The organism is Streptomyces sp. NPDC001732 (assembly GCF_053596315.1).
In genome coordinates this window covers 12,832-30,352 of the sequence record NZ_JBSFFY010000071.1, presented here as the reverse complement: position 1 = coordinate 30,352, position 17,521 = coordinate 12,832, and the positions used below count along the sequence as shown (strand labels likewise).

The window sequence follows — 17,521 nt, the reverse complement described above, 5'->3', positions numbered from 1 at the left end:
CGCATCAGCATGCGCAGGGCCGTCGGCGCCGTGTACCAGACGCTCACCCGCTGCTCGGCGAGGATCCGGTACCACCGGCGGGCGTCGTAGTCGCCCTCGTCCACCACGACCGTCACGCCGTGCATGAGCGGTGCGACGATCCCGTAGGACATGCCGGTGACCCAGCCCGGGTCCGCGGTGCACCAGAACACGTCGTCCCGGTGGAGGTCGAGGGCGTAGAGCGCGGATGTGTAGTGGGCGACGGCCGCCTCGTGCACATGTACCGCGCCCTTGGGAGTGCCTGTGGTGCCGCTCGTGAAGTGCAGCAGGGCCATGTCGTGGGGTGACGTCGGCGGGATCGTGAAGGTGTCGGCCGCGTCGGCCATCAGCGCGGCGAGAGAAGCGGTGCCGGGCAGTTCGTCCGCGCCCGTGCCGACGATCAGCACGTGACGCAGGGCGGCAAGGTCGCCGCGGCGGTCGGCCACCTTCCTGCGGTACAGCTCCGCGGTGGTGACCAGTACCCGCGCGTTGCTCAGTGTCACTCGCTGGGCGACCGGGTCCGGTCCGAACGCCGGGAACAGCGGGCACAGCACGCTGGTGTTCTTCAGCGTGCCGAGAACCACGGTGTACAGCTCGGGGCACCGCCCCAGCAGTGTCACCACCCGGTCGCCGTGACCGACCCCAAGAGCGCGGAGCACGTTGGCGAACCGTGCCGTCGACCGGGCCAGGTCCGCATAGCTGACGCAGGTCACGGTGTCGTCGCGCCCGACGCAGCGCAGCGCGACCGCTGTCGCACGGGGCGATGTCGCGTGCCGGTCCACGGCCTCGTGCGCGATGTTCAGCCCCCGCCCGCCGGGCAGACCCTCCAGCCCGGCCCGTGCCTCCGACCACGAAAAGCCGGCACACTCCTCGTCGTAGTCGCCCAGATTGGGGGCAGTCCGAGGAGGAGTGTCCTTGCGAATCGTTTCCCACCGCATGCCGGCCCCTCCTCACCTTCGGCCTTCTTCAACCATCCGCCACGGGACGCTCCGCCCGCACTGGGTCGAACGGCCCCCGTACGTGGCCGGACGGCTCAGACCTGTTGCCACCCCCGCCCGGGACGGGGCGCGCACCTGGAACAGGACGGGCGCGGTGCCACGGCCGCAGCTCAGGAGCCGGGGCCGGAACGGCCCGGCGGGATCACTGGAAGGCCGCGTGGATCTCCTGCTCGGTGGCCTCGTGGGAGACGAGCAGGAGTTCGTCGCCCGGCAGCAGCCGCACCTCGGGGCCCGGCACCGTCGGACGCCCGTCGCGGACGACGGTGGCCACGACCGTGCCGACCGGAAGAGTGATCTCGCCCAGCGTGCGACCCGCTGCCCGGGAGTTCTCGGTGAGCGCTGTCTCGATGACCTCGACGCCCGCCCTGCTGAGCCGCAGCAGGGCCACCGTGTCCGTGGCGCCCGTGGCCTCCTCGATCAGAGAGACCAGCGGAGTGGCCGCGGGCACCGCAACGTCCACGCCCCACCGCCCGTCGAAGAGCCAGGCGTTCTCCGCGTCGTTGACCCGTGCGGCCACGCGCGCCACCTCGAACCGGCGCTTCGCGAGCAGGCTGATGACGAGGTTGTCCTCGTCCCGACCAGTGGTGATGACGGCGAGGTCGCAGGTCAGCGCGCCTGCCCGCTCCAGGAGTACGGGCTCGCAGGCGTCCCCGGCCACCAGGCGCCCCGCGGGCAGGTCGCCGATTTCAGCGATGCGGTCCTCGTCGTGCTCGACGAGCGTGACGTCGTTGTGCGCTGCGGAGAGCACCTGGGCAACCTGAGTACCGAGGCGGCCCGCACCTGCGATCAGGACCTTCACGTTCCCAGCTCCTTGTTCAGAAAGCCGCGCAGTCGGCCCAGCGCGGTGGCGGCGACGGCGAAGGTGACCAGGTCATCGGGTTCGGCCAGGGCACCGTGGGAGGGCAGCAGTGAGCGGCTGCCACGGGTGATTTCCACGACGCGGATCTCCCCGTCGACATCGAACTCGGCCAGCGGCCGCCCGGTGAGATAGGCCGGCAGGCGGGAGCGGACCACCAGGGTCTCGCCGCTGCCGAAAGAGAGTTCCGGAGTGAGATGGCGGTGCAGAAGCATCTGGTGGATGCGGTTGACGGTCCACCGGACGCTGGAGACCGTAGGGATGCCCAGCTCCCGGTAGATGTCGGCTCGGCGGGGATCGTGAATGCGGGCCAGGACGGTCGGTACCCGGTACGTCTCCTTGGCCGTCCGCGCGCTGACGATGTTGCTGTTGTCCCCCGAGGTGGCCGCGACGAACGCATCCGTGCGGTCGATCCCGGCCGCTTCCAGCACGGATCGGCTGAAGCCGTTGCCCGTGTGGAAGGCCCCGGGGAATCCTGGCGGCAGCAGTTTGTGCGCCTCGGTCCGTCGGTCGACGAGGCGCACGTCGTGGCCTTCGGAGACGAGCTGCGTGGCGAGGGCGGCTCCGACCCGGCCGCAGCCCACGATGATCACTCTCATCGTGTTTCTCCTTCCAGGGCGGTACCACGCTGCCGCAGCACCCATTTCCGTGCTTCCTCGGCGGCCAGCAACAGCGCTCCGAACGCGGCCAGAACCGCCCAGTCGGCTGCGGCCAGCGGCGCGGTGTTGAAGATCGCCTGGAGCTGCGGCGCGTAGCTGATGGCGGCCATCAGCCCGATTCCGAAACAGCCAGCAGCCAGCAGCCAGGGATTGGTCAGCAGGCCGGCCCGGAAGACGCTCTGCCGGTCGGTGCGCACCGCGAGCGCGTTGAAGAACTGGCTGACGACAATGCCGGCCTGAACCATGGTGATTGCCTCCCGGTAGTCGGGATCGCTCTTGGTGAAGTCGGTATACGGGATGCCCGAGGCGTGGATGTGCCAGAAGAAGACGGTGCACACGCCGAAGGCCTGGATGCCGCCGAGGAAAAGAATGCGGCCCATGACAGCTGCCGAGAACAGCCGCTCCCGCCGCGGCCGCGGCGGGCTGTCCATGATGTCGCGCTCCATCGGCTCGGCGCCCAGAGCCAGCGCGGGCAGCACGTCCGAGCCCAGGTCGATGGCGAGGATCTGTACGGCTGTGACCGGTACCAGCGGGAAGCCGACGAAGGTCGCCGCGAGGATCGGTACGAGTTCGGCGATGTTGTGGCTGAAGAGGTAGATCAGGAACTTGCGGATGTTCCGGTAGACCGAACGGCCGAGACCCACCGCCATGGCGATGGAGGCGAAGGAGTCGTCGAGAAGCACCATCACTGCTGCCTCGCGGGCGACGTCCGTGCCGGAGGCGCCCATGGCGACGCCGATGTCCGCGTGTTTGAGGGCAGGGGCGTCGTTGGCGCCGTCCCCGGTGACGGCGACGACCTCGCCGCGTCGCTGCAGCGAGGTGACCACCCGCATTTTGTGCTCGGGGCCGACCCGGCACAGCAACAGCTCGGTGGCGTCCGTCAGCAGTGTGTCCAGACCGTCGTCGTCCAGCGTGTCCAGCTGGGCGCCTGTCACCACGGACGGGGTCCGTCCCCGCACGATGCCGACCCGGCGGGCGACGGCCTCGGCGGTCAGGGGATGATCGCCGGTGACCATGACGATCCGGATCCCGGCCCGCCTGCAGGCATCCACCGCCTTCCGCACCTCGGGCCGGGGCGGGTCGTACATTCCTGCCAGGCCCAGGAAGGTCAGCCCCGACTCGGTGTCCCCGAGTGGCGGGTGGGGGCCGTCGACCTGCCGTCGGGCGACCGCGAGCACGCGCAGACCCTGCCCGGCCATGCCGTCCGCGGCCGCGGTGATCTCTGCACGGCAGGCGTCCGTCAACGGCTCCTGGGTGCCTTCCCGGTCGACGGCATCGCAGCGGGCAAGCAGCTCCAGCGGCGCGCCCTTGACGTATGCCAGACAGCTGCCGTTGAGGTCGCGGTGCACAGTGCTCATCAGTTTGCGAACGGAGTCGAACGGATGCTCCGCCACTCGCGGGGTACGGGCCTCCTCGGCCGCCGGATCCAGGCCGGCCTTCATGGCAGCCACCAGCAGAGCCCCCTCGGTGGTGTCGCCGAGCACCCGCCACCCCTCCCGGCCGACCGGCGGCACCAGACGGGCGTTGCTGCACAGTGCTGCTGTCCGGAGCAGCTCCCGCACCGGTCCGGCATCGGTGACCTCGCCGACAGGTGTGTACCCCACTCCGGCGACGGAATGCGGCACACCGTTCACCCACAGTTGTACGACCGTCATCTCGGCCTGGGTGAGCGTGCCCGTCTTGTCGGTGCACACCACGCTCGTCGACCCGAGCGCCTCCACCGCGAGCAGTTGCTTGATGAGGGCGTGCTGGCGGGCCATACGGCGGACGCCGATCGCCAGGGACACGGAGAGCGTGGCAGGCAGGCCCTCCGGCACGAGCGCAACCATCACTCCGAGCGAGAAGACGAATGTGTCCACGAACGGCTGCCCGCCGGGCGCACGCACCGCGAACAGGGCGGCCCCGGTCGCCAGCGCGACGCCGGCCACCCGGCGGGCCATGGCCGCGACCTGCCGCTGCAGCGGGGTCTTCTGCCGGGGCGCCGCGGCGGTGAGCCGGAAGATCCGTCCGAACTCGGTGGCCGTTCCGGTGGAGCACACGACGGCCTTGCCCGTGCCCGCGATCACGTCCGTGCCCATGAACACGAGGTTGCGGGCCTCCAGTGGCGGCCCCGTCGGCACCGGCCCGGCCACTCGCGCGACGGCGTCGCTCTCGCCCGTCAGCGCCGCGTTGTTCACGGCGACCTCGTGCGCCTCGACCAGCCGGCAGTCGGCCGACACCGCATCCCCGGCCTCCAGGAGCACCACATCACCGGGAACCAGTTCGCGCGCCGGCAGGTCCTGTGGATCCCCGCTCCGCAGCACCCGGCAGGTGTGCGGCACCATCGCCTGCAGGGACTCCGCCGTCCGTTCGGCGGAGTACTCCTGGGCGAACCCGATGCCGGCGTTCAGCAGCACCACCCCGAGGATGGCCAGCGCCAGCTGAAGCGTGGCCGGATCCCGGGGCTGTTCCAGCGCGTACGCGAGGAAGGTGATCGCCGAGGAGACGAGCAGCACGATTGCGAAGAGGTCGGTGAACTGCGCGACCAGGCGTGCCCACACGTGCCCGTGGCTCACCCCGGGAAGCTCGTTGGGACCGTGACGGGCTTGCCGCACGGCGGCCTCGGCCGGGGCCAGACCGCGCGGGGAACTGCCGAGCGCGGTGAAGACTTCCCGGACGGGCAGGGAGGAGACAGCCGGACCGGGGGCACCCGGACCGTCCCGCGGCGGTTCGTCCGTGGGGAGCACGCGGTCCGCCGACGGGCTGCCCTCGCGCAGTGCGGCCGCTTCCCACCGAACGGGTTCACGGCTCATACGGACCCGCCGCACACCACCGGCAGCCCGGACGGCCCGGAGCTCGCACCGCCGCGGGACCGCCGGGGCCACGAGGGCGTCGCAGCCTCCGGTCCTGTCCGCTGTACAGCGGGGGTGCCGGAACGAGGCCGGTGACGGTGTGTGCCTCAAGGGGTACTGCTGACACAGTGGCTTCCCTTCGCCGCAGGGCGTGCCGGCCTCTGCCGAAGGGGCAGCCCCCGCTGCGGACGGTAGACCGGGCTTTTCTCCGAGTCCCGTCTCCAGCCTGTGCTCCGCGCGCCGGGCCGGGGCAGGGGCCATCCGGGCCCGGCGCGGGGGCCGGGCGGACTTTCCGTGACGGCGGCGCGGCCTGCGGGGGGCAGAGCGGCGACAACGGTCGGCAAACAGGGCGGAGCCGAACGAATCCCGGGACGGCACAGGTGCCGCGGGCCGAGCACGAAGGCTGTGAATGCCCCGAGGTCCTCCCACCCCAGGCGGTGGCCCGCCAGGAGGTCCGGTGCGGATTCCGGACCGTGTGCCGGCCGGGAGGAAGGGACCGGAAGGACCCCGGGCATGGGCCGATCGGCCTCAGCAATCGGGGCCCGGTCGCGCTGGACTGGATGTGTCGGCATCGGCGACCACACCGAGGAGGTACCGCGATGACCACCCTGAAACGTGGGCAGAGGTTCCCGTTCCCGGAGATCCCGGACTGGTTCGAGAACCTGCCCGCCCGGTTCGCGATGCCCACGATGGGCGAGCTGTACACGATTCGTATCGAGGACTACACGGAGAACGGCCGTTACGTGGTGAGGGCGGAGCTTCCGGGCACATCGCCCGAGAACATCGATGTCTTCATCAGTGACGGTGTGCTGACCGTCCAGGCCGAACGCACCGAGAGGGAAGTGGACAAGAACCACAGCGAGATCCGCTACGGCGTGATGAGCCGCAGTGTGACACTGCCGTCGGGCGCGGACGAGGACGACGTCACGGCGGACTACACCGATGGCATGCTCACGGTCAGCGTGGGCATGGGTGCCGAGAAGCCGTCGGCCAAGCACGTCGAGATCAAGCACGGCGGCTGACGGCCATCGGCTGCGCATGGCGGGCCGCGCGCCACGGGCCCGCCACCGGCGTGCCTCGGGAGGCCCGTCAGCCGGTTCCCCGCGAGGCTGCCCAGCGGCGCCGTACCGCTTCTTCGTGCTCGGCTTCCTCCAACGCGATCTCCACCGCCGCCAGTTCGCTCCGCAGCTGCGGGATCCAGCGGCGGCGCAGGGCGCGCACCCGCTGCCGGGTCCGTTCGGCCTCGGCGGCGAGCAGATCGGCGGCTGCCCGGTGGGCCGCGTGTTCCGCTGCGGCGCGGACCGCGGAACGGTAGGCCACTTCGGCATGCGCGAGCGCCGTGTTGGGGGGCGTCGACTCTGCCGGTGAACGGACGGGGCCGGTCCAGGTCACGGCTGCGGGATGGTGCACACCCATCAGTGCCTGCCACCGGAGCTCTACGGACGCCCGGCCCGCAGGAACAGCCTCGGCCAAGGCCCGTTCGCCACCGAGCATCACCCCGCGCACCAGCCAGGAATCAGCCTCGGCCAGTCGGTTCCGCCACACGAGGCCCGCGTTCTCAGCCGCTCGTCGCTCCGCGCGCTCGCGGTCCAGCAGGAGCCGGGCCTTGCGTTCCAGCAGGTCCGCTCCGCGCAGCGCGGTGGCGAGGCTCCGGCGCAGGCGCAGCCTGCCGGCCCGCCCCGCCGGTGCCCGTCGGCCGCGGGTGCTCATGCCGACTCCTCGCCCCGGGGCGGGGCGTGGGCGTCGAACAGGTCTGCGGGGATCATGCCGAGCTGGCCGCGCGGCAGCGTCAGCAGCACTTCCCAGGCCCGCCCCAGGGACTCCTCCAACGACCGGTTCTCGTCCGTCCCCTGGGCGAGGAACCGGTCCCGGAAGGCGTCGTCCAGGTCCAGGAAGCGCAGGTCGGCCGGGCTGAGCGCGGGCCGGCCGATCAGGTCGGCGAGTTCCCGCACCTGCCGGGACCGGGCCAGCGCCGCAATCAGCTGCACGGCGACGGCCGGATGGTCCGCACGGGTACGCCCCGGCCCGGCTCCCTTGCGCATGAGCCGTGACAGCGAGGCCAGCGGGTCGACGGGAGGGTACGTGCCGGTGGCGTGGACGGTGGGGGAGAGCACGACCTGGCCTTCCGTGATGTAGCCCGTGAGGTCGGGCACGGGGTGGGTGATGTCGCCCGCGGGCATGGTGAGTACCGGCAGTACGGTCACCGACCCCGGGCGGTCCCTGATCCTTCCGCAGCGTTCGTACAAGGACGCGAGGTCGCTGTAGAGGTAGCCGGGGTACGCCCGCCGGGCCGGGATCTCGCCCCGTGCGGCGGACACCTCGCGCAACGCCTCCGAGTAGGCCGTCATGTCCGTCATGACCACCAGTACGTGTCGGCCCTCCGCGAACGCGAGATGCTCGGCGACGGTCAGCGCGATACGTGGGGTGAGCAGCCGTTCGATCACCGGGTCGTCGGCCGTGTTGACGAGGAGCACCAGCTCTCGTGCGGCGGAACGGGCGGCCAGTCCGTCCCGGACGAACGCCGCGTCGGCGTGCGTGAGCCCCATCCCGGCGAAGACGACGGCGAACGGCTCGCCGCCGCACGTCGCCCGCGCCGCGATCTGCACCGCCAATTCCAGATGGGGCAGGCCCGCCACAGAGAACACCGGCAGCTTCTGTCCCCGCACCAGCGTGGTGAGGACGTCCACGGCGCCCACGCCGGTCAGCACCGGCTCGTTCGGTGGTTCCCTGCGGACGGGATTGATCGGCACGCCGCCGACCGGAGCGTATGTGCCACCCAGCACAGGCGGTCCGCCGTCGGCCGGTTCACCCCGGCCGTTGCACACCCGCCCCAGCCATCCGGAGCCGACCGGAATCCGCAGCGACGTCCCCGCGAAGGCGATCCGTGTACCCGTCCTGTCCATGCCGGCCGTGTCCTCCAGCACCTGCACCACCGCGAGGCCCCGGTTCACCTCGAGGACGAGCCCGTGCCGCCGTTCACCGGAATCGAGCACGATCGTGGCGAACTCGTCCCAGCCCACCCCGCTCACGCCCTCGACGACCACGAGCGGTCCGCGCAGTTCCCGCACGCCCGTGTACTCGATGTTCACGGCGGCGCTCATGCCACCTCATCGAGCCGGGCCAGCACGGTGTCCCGTGCCGCCGCCACCGGCGCGGTCCCGGTGGGACCCGCGGTCTCGCGGGCACGCAGGAGCGGGGTGAGATCCACCGCCTCGACCGCGTCCGCGGGAGCACCCGAGCCCACCAGCTCCAGACAGCGGTCGATCACCGTCAGTGCGGCTTCCACGAGTGCAGCCGTCTTCTCGGGGGCGCTGTAGGCGTCCGCGGGCGACAGAGCGTTCTGCTGGATCACGGCCTCGCGCAGCAGCCGCCCTGCCAGCACACCGACCCTCTCCTGGGGCGGCAGAGCCGTGATGCCGACCAGTTCGACCAGGTCGGCCAGCCGGTCGGCCTCGGCCAGCAGCCGCGCAACCCGCCCGCGCCGCACGGCCCACGCGGGGTCACCGGACCGGGCGTGCGAGGCGGCCAGCGCGAGTGCGTCCCGCGAGAAGGAGTCCGCCCAGGAGACGGCCGGGTAGTGCCGGGCGTAGGCGAGGTCGCGGTCCAGGCTCCACAGGCACCGCACGAAGCGTTCGGTGTGGGCGGTGACCGGTTCGGTGCGGTCGCCGCCAGGCGGGGACACGGCTCCGATCACGGTGACGGAGCCGGTCGTGCCGCCCAGGGTCCGCACCGCGGCGGCCCGCTCGTAGAACGCGGCCAGTCGCGAGGCGAGCCCCGCCGGATAGCCCTCTTCGGCGGGCAGCTCACCCATGCGGGAGGAGAACTCCCGCAATGCCTCGGCCCATCGGGAGGTCGAGTCGGCGATCAGGACGACGTCCAGGCCCATGTCGCGGAAGTACTCGGCGACCGCCGCACCCGTGTGCACGCTCGCCTCGCGGGCCATCATCGGCATGTCGGAGGTGTTCGCGATCGTCACGGTCCGCTCCGCCAGAGGGCCTCCCGTGCGTGGATCGGTCAGCTCGGCCAGCTCCTCGATGACATCCGCCATCTCATTGCCGCGTTCGCCGCAACCGACGTAGACGATCACGTCGGCGTCGCACCACTTGGCAATCTGCTGCAACAGCATGGTCTTGCCGGTGCCGAAGCCGCCCGGCACGGCGACCGTACCGCCGAGCGCCACCGGGAAGAGCAGGTCGACAGCTCGCTGGCCGGTGTGCAGCGGCCGGTCGGCCGACAACCGTTCCGCGACCGGCCGGGGCCTGCGCACCGGCCAGGACTGCGCCATCCGCACCTCGTGCCCGCCCACGACGGCGAGCACGTCGTCCGGGGAGTGACGGCCCGCCGGGGCCATCCGGGTCACCTCGCCCGAGCTGCCCGGTGGCGCCAGGAGCCGGAGAGGCACACTCGCTCCGATTTCTCCGAGAGTCTCCCCGGCCGTGACCTGCGTTCCCGCGGACACCCGTGGTGTGAACCGCCAGGAACGCCTGCCGGGCGCACCACTCGATCCGCCGCCCAGGAACTCCCCGGCACCGGCCAGGGGACGCAGCAGACCGTCGAACACGCCGCGGAGCAGTTCCGGTGCCATCCGCACCGACAGCGGCCCGCCCTCCGGCTCTGCCGGATGCCCCGGGGCCAGCCCGCCGGTGTACTCGTACGCCTGGACCGTGGCCGTGTCGCCCTGGATGGCGACCACCTCGCCCGGCACCCGTGCCGCCCCCAGCACGACCGTGTCGTGCATGGCGACCGTGGGCGGGCAGGTGATCTCCACAAGAGGACCGGCGACCCGGAGGATCCGCGGGCAGTTTGGGCCGGTGCCCGCGGCTTGCGGGTCCGTCCCCCGGCTCCCCGGGGCGGTCATCGCGGCTCCCACAGCACCTCGGCCCGCGCGCCCAGCCGACTCAGGGCCCGTTCGGCGAGGGCGTCGGCCGACAGATCGACCCGGCGGCCGGGCACCTCGGCCGTCACCCCGCCCCCTGCGGCAGCCGTGACCCGCACCCCTGCCCCCAACAGGGCCCGCGCCGTCTCGGCGAGCCGGGCCTGCGCAGGGGGACTCTCCGCCAGCGCCCGGCGCACACCCTCGCGGACCGCACACCTCAGTTCCGCGTAGACCTCCGCGCGGGCCGCGAGCTCCGCTGCCCAGGCATCCTGCACCGCTCGTACCCGTCCCCGCTCCGCCTCGGCGATCCCCTCGGTCGCGCCTAGGTCCCGCGCCCGCGCAAGCACCTCCTCCGCCGCGGCGTGCGCGGCGCGCAGGGTCTCGGCAGCATCGGCCCGTGCACGGTCCCGGACCGCGGCGGCCGAGGCACGGGCCGCGCGCAGCAACTCCGTGCGTACCGGGTCCAGCGCGTCCACGGAAGCGGTCACCGGGGCATCACCACCGTCAGCGGGCGGGACGGGCCGGGCGCCGTGGCCTCGGCACCCAGCGCTTCGGCGGCCTCCGCCGTGAGAATCACGAGGCCGGTCGTGCCGGGGAGTGCCCGCCAGGCGCGGCGGACAGCGTCCGGGCCTTCCGCGAAGACGACGCCGACCCCTGCCAGCGCCAGCCCGCACACGTCGGTCCGTGCCCCGATGGCGGTCACGGTGCCCATCTCAGGCCCTTCCGATCAGCAGGATCGCCACCACCAGGCCGTACACGGCGATGCCCTCCGCAAGCCCGACGATCACCATCGCCCGGCCGAACATCTCCGGGCGTTCGCTCAGCGCGGCGAGCGCCGCCGCGCCCGTGTACGCCACGGCAATCGCAGACCCGATCGACGCGCCGGCCACGGCGATGGCCGCCCCGATCAAGGCGGACCCGTTGACTCCGCCGGACGCGGCGGCCTGGGCCGAAGCCTGCGCGGGGGCCGTCAGAGCCGTGGCCAGGACGACACAGGCGCCGCCCAGCAGCACCAGGTTGGTGGCCAGCAGCCACCGGAAGGCGTGTCTCGCCCTGCGTCGCCGCAGCAGCCGGGCGGCGCCGAGCACCGCGGCCAGAACAGGCAGGACGATCAGCCAGGTGAGCATGGGATCACCTTCGCAGCACGGTCGGCGGATTCCGCCACAGGAACGTGCCAGGGGCAGAACGGCCGACCTTCCGCCTCGAAGAGACGGGAGAAGAGCTCGTAGTACTCCAGCCGCAGGGCCTGCACACCCGCCACCAGGGCCTCCAGGGCGAACGAGAGGGCCGTGCCCACGGCGAACAGCACCGCGGCGCCGGCCACTCCGACGCCGCCGCGCCCGGCCAGGCCGAGGGTGCCCCGCCACACCAGGTCGGCGAGCGCCGCGTGGGTGAGGCCGAAGGCCGCGAGCCGGGCGAACGACAGGGTGTTGGTGCCCGTACGCACGACGACGTCGAACAGTCGTACAGCTGTCTCGGCGCATCCGGCCGCGCCGCCCGCTGTGGCCCGGAACAGTCCGAGGGCCACCAGGACCAGCCCGGTCGCCCCGAGCACGGCCCCGGCAACGACCGCAGGCGGCCGATGCAGGAGCAGCCCCGCGGCGGCCAGTGCGAGCCCCAGGTAGAACAGCAGCCCGGCACAGCCCGAGGCCGCGTACAGGGCTGTTCCCCAGCCGTGCTCCCGCACCCGGTTGACCGCCCCGGCGGCATGCGCGACGGTGAGCAGCCCCGCTCCGAGGACCACGGCGGCGGCGAGCAGCCGGGCCGGGCTGTCCAACGGATTCAGCCACAGGACCGGCAGCAGTCCGGTCGGACCGAAGAACTCTCCGTAGGCTGCGCCCGCGACCACGGCGGCGCCCCCCGCGCCCGCCAGAAACGGCCACAGCGGGCGCAGCGCGGCGAGTCGGCGGGGCCGGCCGAGGCGGAGCGCGAGCGCGCCGAGGACCAGCAGCGCCCCATGGCCCACGTCACCGAACATGATTCCGAACATCGCGACGTAGGCGAGACCTGTCGGCCACGAGGGGTCGAGGTCGGCGTAGGCCGGTGTGCCGTACGTCGTCACGAGCGGCGTGAAGGGCGCGGGACCGCCCGACCGCAGCAGCGTCGGCGGATCCGCGCCGCGCGGGGACGGCAGCGGTACCAGCGCGCCGCCCGCAGCGGACAGCCGGTCCGCGACGCGGGACACCTCGGCAGCCGGGCACCACCCGGCCAGCGCGGCCACCTCCCCGTGCCTGACAACGCCTTCCCTGAGCTCTTCCAGCTGAGCCTCGCCCGCCAGCAACTCGACGTCGCCCAGCTCCTGGAGCAGATCGAGATCGGGGGCCTCGGCGGCGAGGACGGCCGGGCCCGCGCCGCCCGGCCCGGTGGCCTTCGTGGCACCTCCCCGCAGCCGCTGCAGCCGCACCGCCGCTGCTCCCGGAGCAGCTTCCTCGGGGCGGTCCAGTTCCACGCACCCCGCCTGGGCGATGCGCACCAGCGTGTCTCGCAGGGCCGCCTCCGGGACGATCACCGCCACGCGGCGCATCCGGACCGGTGTCATCACCTCAGACCAGGGCATCGAAGACCTCCAGGGGCCTTCCGCCGCGCGCCGCCGCCTCCAGTGCCGCTCGCACCCGCCAGGCGTCCACGGACAGCACCGCGACCGCCCCCACGACCACCCGCGGCCCGTGGCGGCCCTCGCGCAGCATTGCCGCCCCGTCGGCGTGCACCGTCCGCCACCAGTGGGCCTCGGCCTTCCACAGAGCACCCGGGTCCTCGGCCCCCGCCAGCACCCAGCCCGCCGTCGGAGGAAGGCACTCGCGGAACTCCTGGTACGAGTCGGCCGCCGGTGCCCGCGCTCCGAGCAGCCGGGCCGAGTCCCGCCGCGCGGGCTCCGGCAGAGAGCGCCGGTGCACGAATCGTTCACGGGCCGCCACCAGGGCGGCGCGCCCCCGGGCCCATCGGCGCGCCGGCGGCACCGCGACGGCGGTGCGCCGCGCCGCGGCCATCCGCATGCCCGTGACCAGGGCCCACGGTGTGTCACCACCCGGATCGCCCCAGGGCGAGGCGGTGAGGGCCGCCCGCAGTTCCGCGGGTGTGCCGGCACGCGCCAGATTCCGCCAGGCGGTCTCCAGGGCCCCGAGCCGGTACGGTTGCGGGGTATCCGCGCGGGGACCGTTCGGCGCGGGCAGCCGGGAGGCCACGTTGGCGATCTCGAACCCCGCTGCCAGCGGAACGAGCAGACGGACACCGTCCCGGGGCAGCCACCCGGCCAGCACCCGCAGGTGCCACAGCAGCGTGGCGGCCACCGCCCGCTGGACTTCGGGCAGGCCGGCCGCCGTCCGCGTGCTTCTCGCGTACGGCGTCGCCGTCAGGCATTGAAGGGCGCCGTCGAGCGTTTCACAGGCCGCGACCTCCCGCGCACCGACCGCGCCGGGATGCCGGGCGACGAGGGCCCTGGCACGCACCGCCCCGGCGGTCCAGCCCGCACTCATGGCACTCCGCCCCGGCCGGGGCCGCCGGCCTGGCGCAGTGCGTCGGTCACCGCGCGGTCCACCAGCTCCGGAATGCGCTCCCCGGCCTGCCTCCGGACCGCCGAAGCAGCGCGGTCTCCTGCGGCGCGAAGGGCGTCCGCATCCCGCCGGGCTTCCCGGAGGACGGATTCCGCGGCCTGCCGACGGAGCTCGGGAGCCTGCTCCCGGGCCGCCGCCATCAGCTCCGCCGCCTCCCGCGCGGCGTCCCGCCGCACGGCTGCTGCTGCCTCGTCCGCCGAGGCCCGGATCTGTGCCGCCTCCCGCTGTACATCCACCAGCCGTGCGAGAGCGGGCTCCAGCTCCGCGGTGCGTTCGGCCGTACGGTCGGCGGGCACGCCGGTGGCGGACGCTCCCGGTGTGCCCGCCGGACGGAACCGCTCCAGGAAGTTACGCAGACCCATCGGGTGCCTCCCGTCGGTCGGCTGCTCCTTCATTCTCACCGCTCCCGTTCCACCCCGCACCGGATGGGGCCGTCACGCCGTTCCACCAGGGCCGTCCGGCTCCCGGGGAGGAAGGGCGGCCGGAGCGGAAGACCGGGACCGGCGGAAGCGGCCGTGCATGACGGCATCGTGGAGCCGGCCGGGTACATGCCTCCGGCCGGTGGCGGAGGCGGAAGGCAACGCTGATGTCGCCGAGGTGAGGAACCTCCTCACCGTCGGAAGACGACGGTACGGGGAGACCCGGGGGTACGGGGGCGCGGCCCAGGGGCGTGCCGTCCCGCGACTCGGCCGGTGCGGGCCGGTGCGCATGCCGCCCAAGGGTCACGTCAGGCCGCCGCTGCCGTAGGGGGCATAGAGGTCGAGCAGCCGGATCCGGGAGGCGTGCAGTCGCTGGGCGACCACCCGGCCGACCCAGACCGCGATCGCCCGGCCGAACTCCGGGTCCTCGGCACACACGGCCCGGACCGCCTCCGCGTCGAACTCCCAGGCCCGTACCGGGCTCATCGCCTCGGCACCCAGGTGCCAGGCGAAGGGCGGGAAATGCCAGGACCAGCCGACCAGTTCGCCGCGTCCGACCGACTCGATGACGGCGGGACGACGGCCCGGCACATGCAGGTCGAGGGCGACGGTGCCGGTGCGGATTATCCAGAAGTGGTCGGCGTGCCGCCCCTCCTCGAACAGGCGGGCGCCCGCGTCGAAGGAGACTTCGCGGGCGAGGCGCATCAGGCGCTCGCGGTGCTCGGTGGACAAGGCGGTGGTCATGGTGGTGGCGGAAGTCATCACACCGGCTCCCTTCGTGGTCTCTGCTTCCAGCGTGAGCGCCTGTGGGGCCCGCCATCACGGGCCGATCGGCTCCGATCAGGGCCCGTTCCGCCCCCTCTGCGTCTGCGGCGAGGACCGGCATGCCCAGGCCACTCGGCGGCCGGCCCCGGCAGCCGGGCCGCCCGTCCGCTGTCACGGCGCACCGGCCGGGCAAAGTGCCGGCCCCGGTCGTCCTCACGGGGCCAGTGAGAAGTAGTTCTCCTCCTCCTGCGTGAAGTGCAGGCGGAGGACGGTGTGCAGCCCGTACAGGCAGCAGCGCAAGTCGTCGAGCTGACCGGGGGACAAGCCGCCCTCGGCGTGGGCCAGCCGCAGGTGGGTCGCGATGCGGCGGGAGAGGCGTTCGATCTCGGTGTGGGCACGGCTCATGGTGGCCGTCGACTCCGGCCCGCCCAGAGTGGGCGCGAGTGCGGGGTAGAGCTCGTGCTCCTCGGCGTACTCGTGGGGAAGGAGCCGGTCGGTGAGCAGCCGGTGCACTCCTTCGACGGCAGCCAGAGCCTGCGGTCCGGAACCGTCCGAGAGACGGTTTGCCGAATCGCGCACCGCTTCGAGCACGTCCTGGAGGTCGTCGTGTTCCGAAGCGAAGCGGTGGATGAGTTCCTCGGCCGCGGGCGTCAGCGCCGGCCGCGCTGTGCGGTCCACGCGCAGCGCGCGCAAGGCGTTCAGGATGACCAGCACGTCAATGACCTCCTGGAGCAGGGCACCCGGGGCGGGCGGCAGCAGGCCGAAGGCGGCCGCGGCCATCGCTGCCAGGGACATCGCCATTCCGCCCAGGGCACTCTGCACGGCGATCCGCCGGGCCCGTACGGCGACGAAGACGGCGTCGGCGAGCCGGTCCACCCGGTCGGCGGTCAGCACGATGTCGGCCGCTTCCGACGAGGCGGTGGAGCCGCGGGCGCCCATCGCCACACCGATGTCCGCCGCGGCCAGCGCGGGGGCGTCGTTCACGCCGTCCCCCACCATGACGGTGACCGCGCGCTCGCGTTCGGCCCGTACGACGGCGACCTTGCCGCCCGGGTCGAGCCCGGCGCGGACCTCGTCCAGACCGAGGACGGCCCCCACTTCGCCGGCCGGCTCCGCGCGGTCGCCCGTCAGCATCAGCAGCCGCTCGATGCCGGCGGCCCTCAGATGGCGCAGGGTCCGTGCGGCGTCGGGGCGCAGGGGGTCCCGGAGGAGCACCGCCCCCGCCGGACCACCGTCCACGGTCAGCCAGGCCACGGCCGCGCCGTCGAGAAGCGCACGGTTGTCCACCGCCCTGGCCCAGGGCGGGCGGGCGCCGGGCGTGTCGAAGCGGCCGACGGAGAGCCGGTGCCCGTCCACGGTGCCCGAAGCACCCCGGCCGGGCTCCTCGGTGACATCGGACGGGACGGACAGGGTCAGCTTCCGTTCGTGCGCGCTGTCGACGATCGCCGCGGCCAGGACATGGGGTGAGTACTGGTCCAGCGAAGCGGCAAGCCTCAGTACCTCCGCCGGCTGCCATCGGGGTGCGGCGAGCACATCCACGACGCGGGGACGGCCGCGGGTGAGGGTGCCGGTCTTGTCGAGCAGCAGGGTACGGGCCCGGCCCAGGTTCTCCAGGGCGCCACCGTCACGCATGACCACCCCCAGGCGCGAGGCCCGGGAGAGTCCGGAGACGATGGCCACCGGCGCGGCCAGCAACAGCGGACACGGGGTCGCGACCACCAGCACCGCGACCGCCCTGACCGCCGAGCCGCTGAGCAGCCAGGCCGCTCCCGCCACCGCCAGGGTGAGCGGAAGGAACCAGGCCGCGTAGCGGTCGGCCAGCCGCACCACGGGCGCGGACCCGGCCCCGGCCTGCTCGGCCAGTCGCACGATCGCAGCGTACGTGCTGTCCTGCTCGGTCTTTGTGGCGCGCAGCTCGAAGGCGCCGCCGGCGTTGACCACACCGCTGCGGACGGTGTCGCCCACCGGCCGTTCCACGCTCAGGGACTCGCCCGTGAGCACGGATTCGTCGAGCTCGGCCGCCCCGCCCTCCAGCCTCCCGTCCACCGGGACGACCTCTCCCGGACCCACGACGAGCAGGTCACCCGCGGCGACTTCGCTCAGCGGAACCGTGGCGACGCCGTCCGCTGTACGGCGTCGCGCGGAGCGGGGCACGTGCTCCAGCAGTGCACGCAGGTCGTGCGAGGCGCGCCGCCGTGCTGCCGCCTCCAGCGTTCGTCCGGTGGCCAGCATCAGCGCGATGAGCACCCCGGCCAGGTACTCACGGACGGCAAGGGTGCCTCCGAGAGCGAGGACCGCGATCAGGTCGACACCCGTACGGCCGTGGCGGAGCGCGGTGACCACCCAGCCCACCGCCGGTGGGACCGCGACCAGGGTGCCCAGGCCCCACAGCAGGTCGGCGAGGCCCTCGTCGCCGGTGAGCCGGGCGGCACCTCCTGCGGCGAGGGCCGCCGACGTGACGGTCAGCAGCGCGGGCTCCAGCCGTGAGGCGACCGCTCCGGCCGGAGAGCGCAGCCGTGTGACTAGGGCGGAGCGGTTCATGATGTAC

General features: G+C 73.2%; 16 protein-coding genes. 1 reads left to right on the top strand and 15 read right to left on the bottom strand.

The genetic code is table 11. The features are described from left to right. The 4 genes from ACWCXX_RS35240 to ACWCXX_RS35225 all read right to left on the bottom strand — a co-directional run. Positions 1 to 956 (bottom strand): AMP-binding protein (locus ACWCXX_RS35240; protein ID WP_451134506.1); only part of this gene is annotated, 956 nt, incomplete at its 3' end. A gap of 202 nt (positions 957 to 1,158) precedes the next feature. Further along, positions 1,159 to 1,815 carry a potassium channel family protein gene (locus ACWCXX_RS35235; protein ID WP_451134504.1) on the bottom strand — a complete coding sequence of 219 codons (657 nt, stop codon included), beginning with the start codon at positions 1,813 to 1,815 and terminating at the stop codon, positions 1,159 to 1,161. Further along, positions 1,812 to 2,471, bottom strand: coding sequence for a potassium channel family protein (locus ACWCXX_RS35230; RefSeq protein ID WP_451134502.1), 660 nt, complete (start codon positions 2,469 to 2,471; stop codon positions 1,812 to 1,814). Before ACWCXX_RS35230 ends, ACWCXX_RS35235 begins: the two co-directional genes overlap by 4 nt. Beyond that, positions 2,468 to 5,323, bottom strand: coding sequence for a cation-translocating P-type ATPase (locus ACWCXX_RS35225; protein WP_451134500.1), 2,856 nt, complete (start codon positions 5,321 to 5,323; stop codon positions 2,468 to 2,470). The genes ACWCXX_RS35230 and ACWCXX_RS35225 overlap by 4 nt, the downstream gene beginning before the upstream one ends. A gap of 638 nt (positions 5,324 to 5,961) precedes the next feature. Between ACWCXX_RS35225 and ACWCXX_RS35220 the strand changes: the two genes are divergently transcribed. Beyond that, positions 5,962 to 6,384, top strand: a complete 423-nt coding sequence (locus ACWCXX_RS35220; RefSeq protein ID WP_451134498.1) for an Hsp20/alpha crystallin family protein — start codon at positions 5,962 to 5,964, stop codon at positions 6,382 to 6,384. A gap of 67 nt (positions 6,385 to 6,451) precedes the next feature. On the opposite strand, the gene ACWCXX_RS35215 is transcribed toward ACWCXX_RS35220, so the two are convergent. From ACWCXX_RS35215 to ACWCXX_RS35165, 11 genes are all read right to left on the bottom strand, one after another. Beyond that, positions 6,452 to 7,072 (bottom strand): V-type ATP synthase subunit D, encoded by a 621-nt coding sequence (locus tag ACWCXX_RS35215; RefSeq protein ID WP_451134496.1) that lies wholly within the window; start codon positions 7,070 to 7,072, stop codon positions 6,452 to 6,454. Further along, positions 7,069 to 8,463: a V-type ATP synthase subunit B gene (locus ACWCXX_RS35210; RefSeq protein ID WP_451134494.1), complete on the bottom strand. Its 1,395-nt coding sequence runs from the start codon at positions 8,461 to 8,463 to the stop codon at positions 7,069 to 7,071. The genes ACWCXX_RS35215 and ACWCXX_RS35210 overlap by 4 nt, the downstream gene beginning before the upstream one ends. Next, positions 8,460 to 10,220 (bottom strand): V-type ATP synthase subunit A, encoded by a 1,761-nt coding sequence (locus tag ACWCXX_RS35205; RefSeq protein ID WP_451134492.1) that lies wholly within the window; start codon positions 10,218 to 10,220, stop codon positions 8,460 to 8,462. Before ACWCXX_RS35205 ends, ACWCXX_RS35210 begins: the two co-directional genes overlap by 4 nt. Beyond that, positions 10,217 to 10,726 carry a hypothetical protein gene (locus tag ACWCXX_RS35200; RefSeq protein WP_451134490.1) on the bottom strand — a complete coding sequence of 170 codons (510 nt, stop codon included), beginning with the start codon at positions 10,724 to 10,726 and terminating at the stop codon, positions 10,217 to 10,219. The genes ACWCXX_RS35205 and ACWCXX_RS35200 overlap by 4 nt, the downstream gene beginning before the upstream one ends. After that, complete coding sequence (locus ACWCXX_RS35195; RefSeq protein WP_451134488.1) at positions 10,723 to 10,950, bottom strand: hypothetical protein; 228 nt, start codon at positions 10,948 to 10,950, stop codon at positions 10,723 to 10,725. Before ACWCXX_RS35195 ends, ACWCXX_RS35200 begins: the two co-directional genes overlap by 4 nt. Position 10,951: 1 nt before the next feature. Beyond that, complete coding sequence (locus tag ACWCXX_RS35190; RefSeq protein ID WP_451134486.1) at positions 10,952 to 11,365, bottom strand: ATP synthase subunit C; 414 nt, start codon at positions 11,363 to 11,365, stop codon at positions 10,952 to 10,954. Then, the gene (locus ACWCXX_RS35185; RefSeq protein ID WP_451134484.1) at positions 11,350 to 12,795 is read right to left on the bottom strand and encodes a V-type ATPase 116kDa subunit family protein; all 1,446 of its coding nucleotides are present in this window, start codon (positions 12,793 to 12,795) and stop codon (positions 11,350 to 11,352) included. The genes ACWCXX_RS35190 and ACWCXX_RS35185 overlap by 16 nt, the downstream gene beginning before the upstream one ends. Then, entirely contained in the window at positions 12,782 to 13,711 is a 930-nt protein-coding gene (locus ACWCXX_RS35180; RefSeq protein WP_451134482.1) for a hypothetical protein, read from the bottom strand. Before ACWCXX_RS35180 ends, ACWCXX_RS35185 begins: the two co-directional genes overlap by 14 nt. Continuing rightward, positions 13,708 to 14,151: a hypothetical protein gene (locus tag ACWCXX_RS35175; RefSeq protein ID WP_451134480.1), complete on the bottom strand. Its 444-nt coding sequence runs from the start codon at positions 14,149 to 14,151 to the stop codon at positions 13,708 to 13,710. The genes ACWCXX_RS35180 and ACWCXX_RS35175 overlap by 4 nt, the downstream gene beginning before the upstream one ends. A 360-nt stretch (positions 14,152 to 14,511) precedes the next feature. Continuing rightward, the gene (locus ACWCXX_RS35170; RefSeq protein WP_451134478.1) at positions 14,512 to 14,970 is read right to left on the bottom strand and encodes a Crp/Fnr family transcriptional regulator; all 459 of its coding nucleotides are present in this window, start codon (positions 14,968 to 14,970) and stop codon (positions 14,512 to 14,514) included. 216 nt (positions 14,971 to 15,186) lie between these two features. Continuing rightward, positions 15,187 to 17,514, bottom strand: coding sequence for a heavy metal translocating P-type ATPase (locus ACWCXX_RS35165; RefSeq protein ID WP_451134476.1), 2,328 nt, complete (start codon positions 17,512 to 17,514; stop codon positions 15,187 to 15,189). Positions 17,515 to 17,521: the final 7 nt, after the last annotated feature.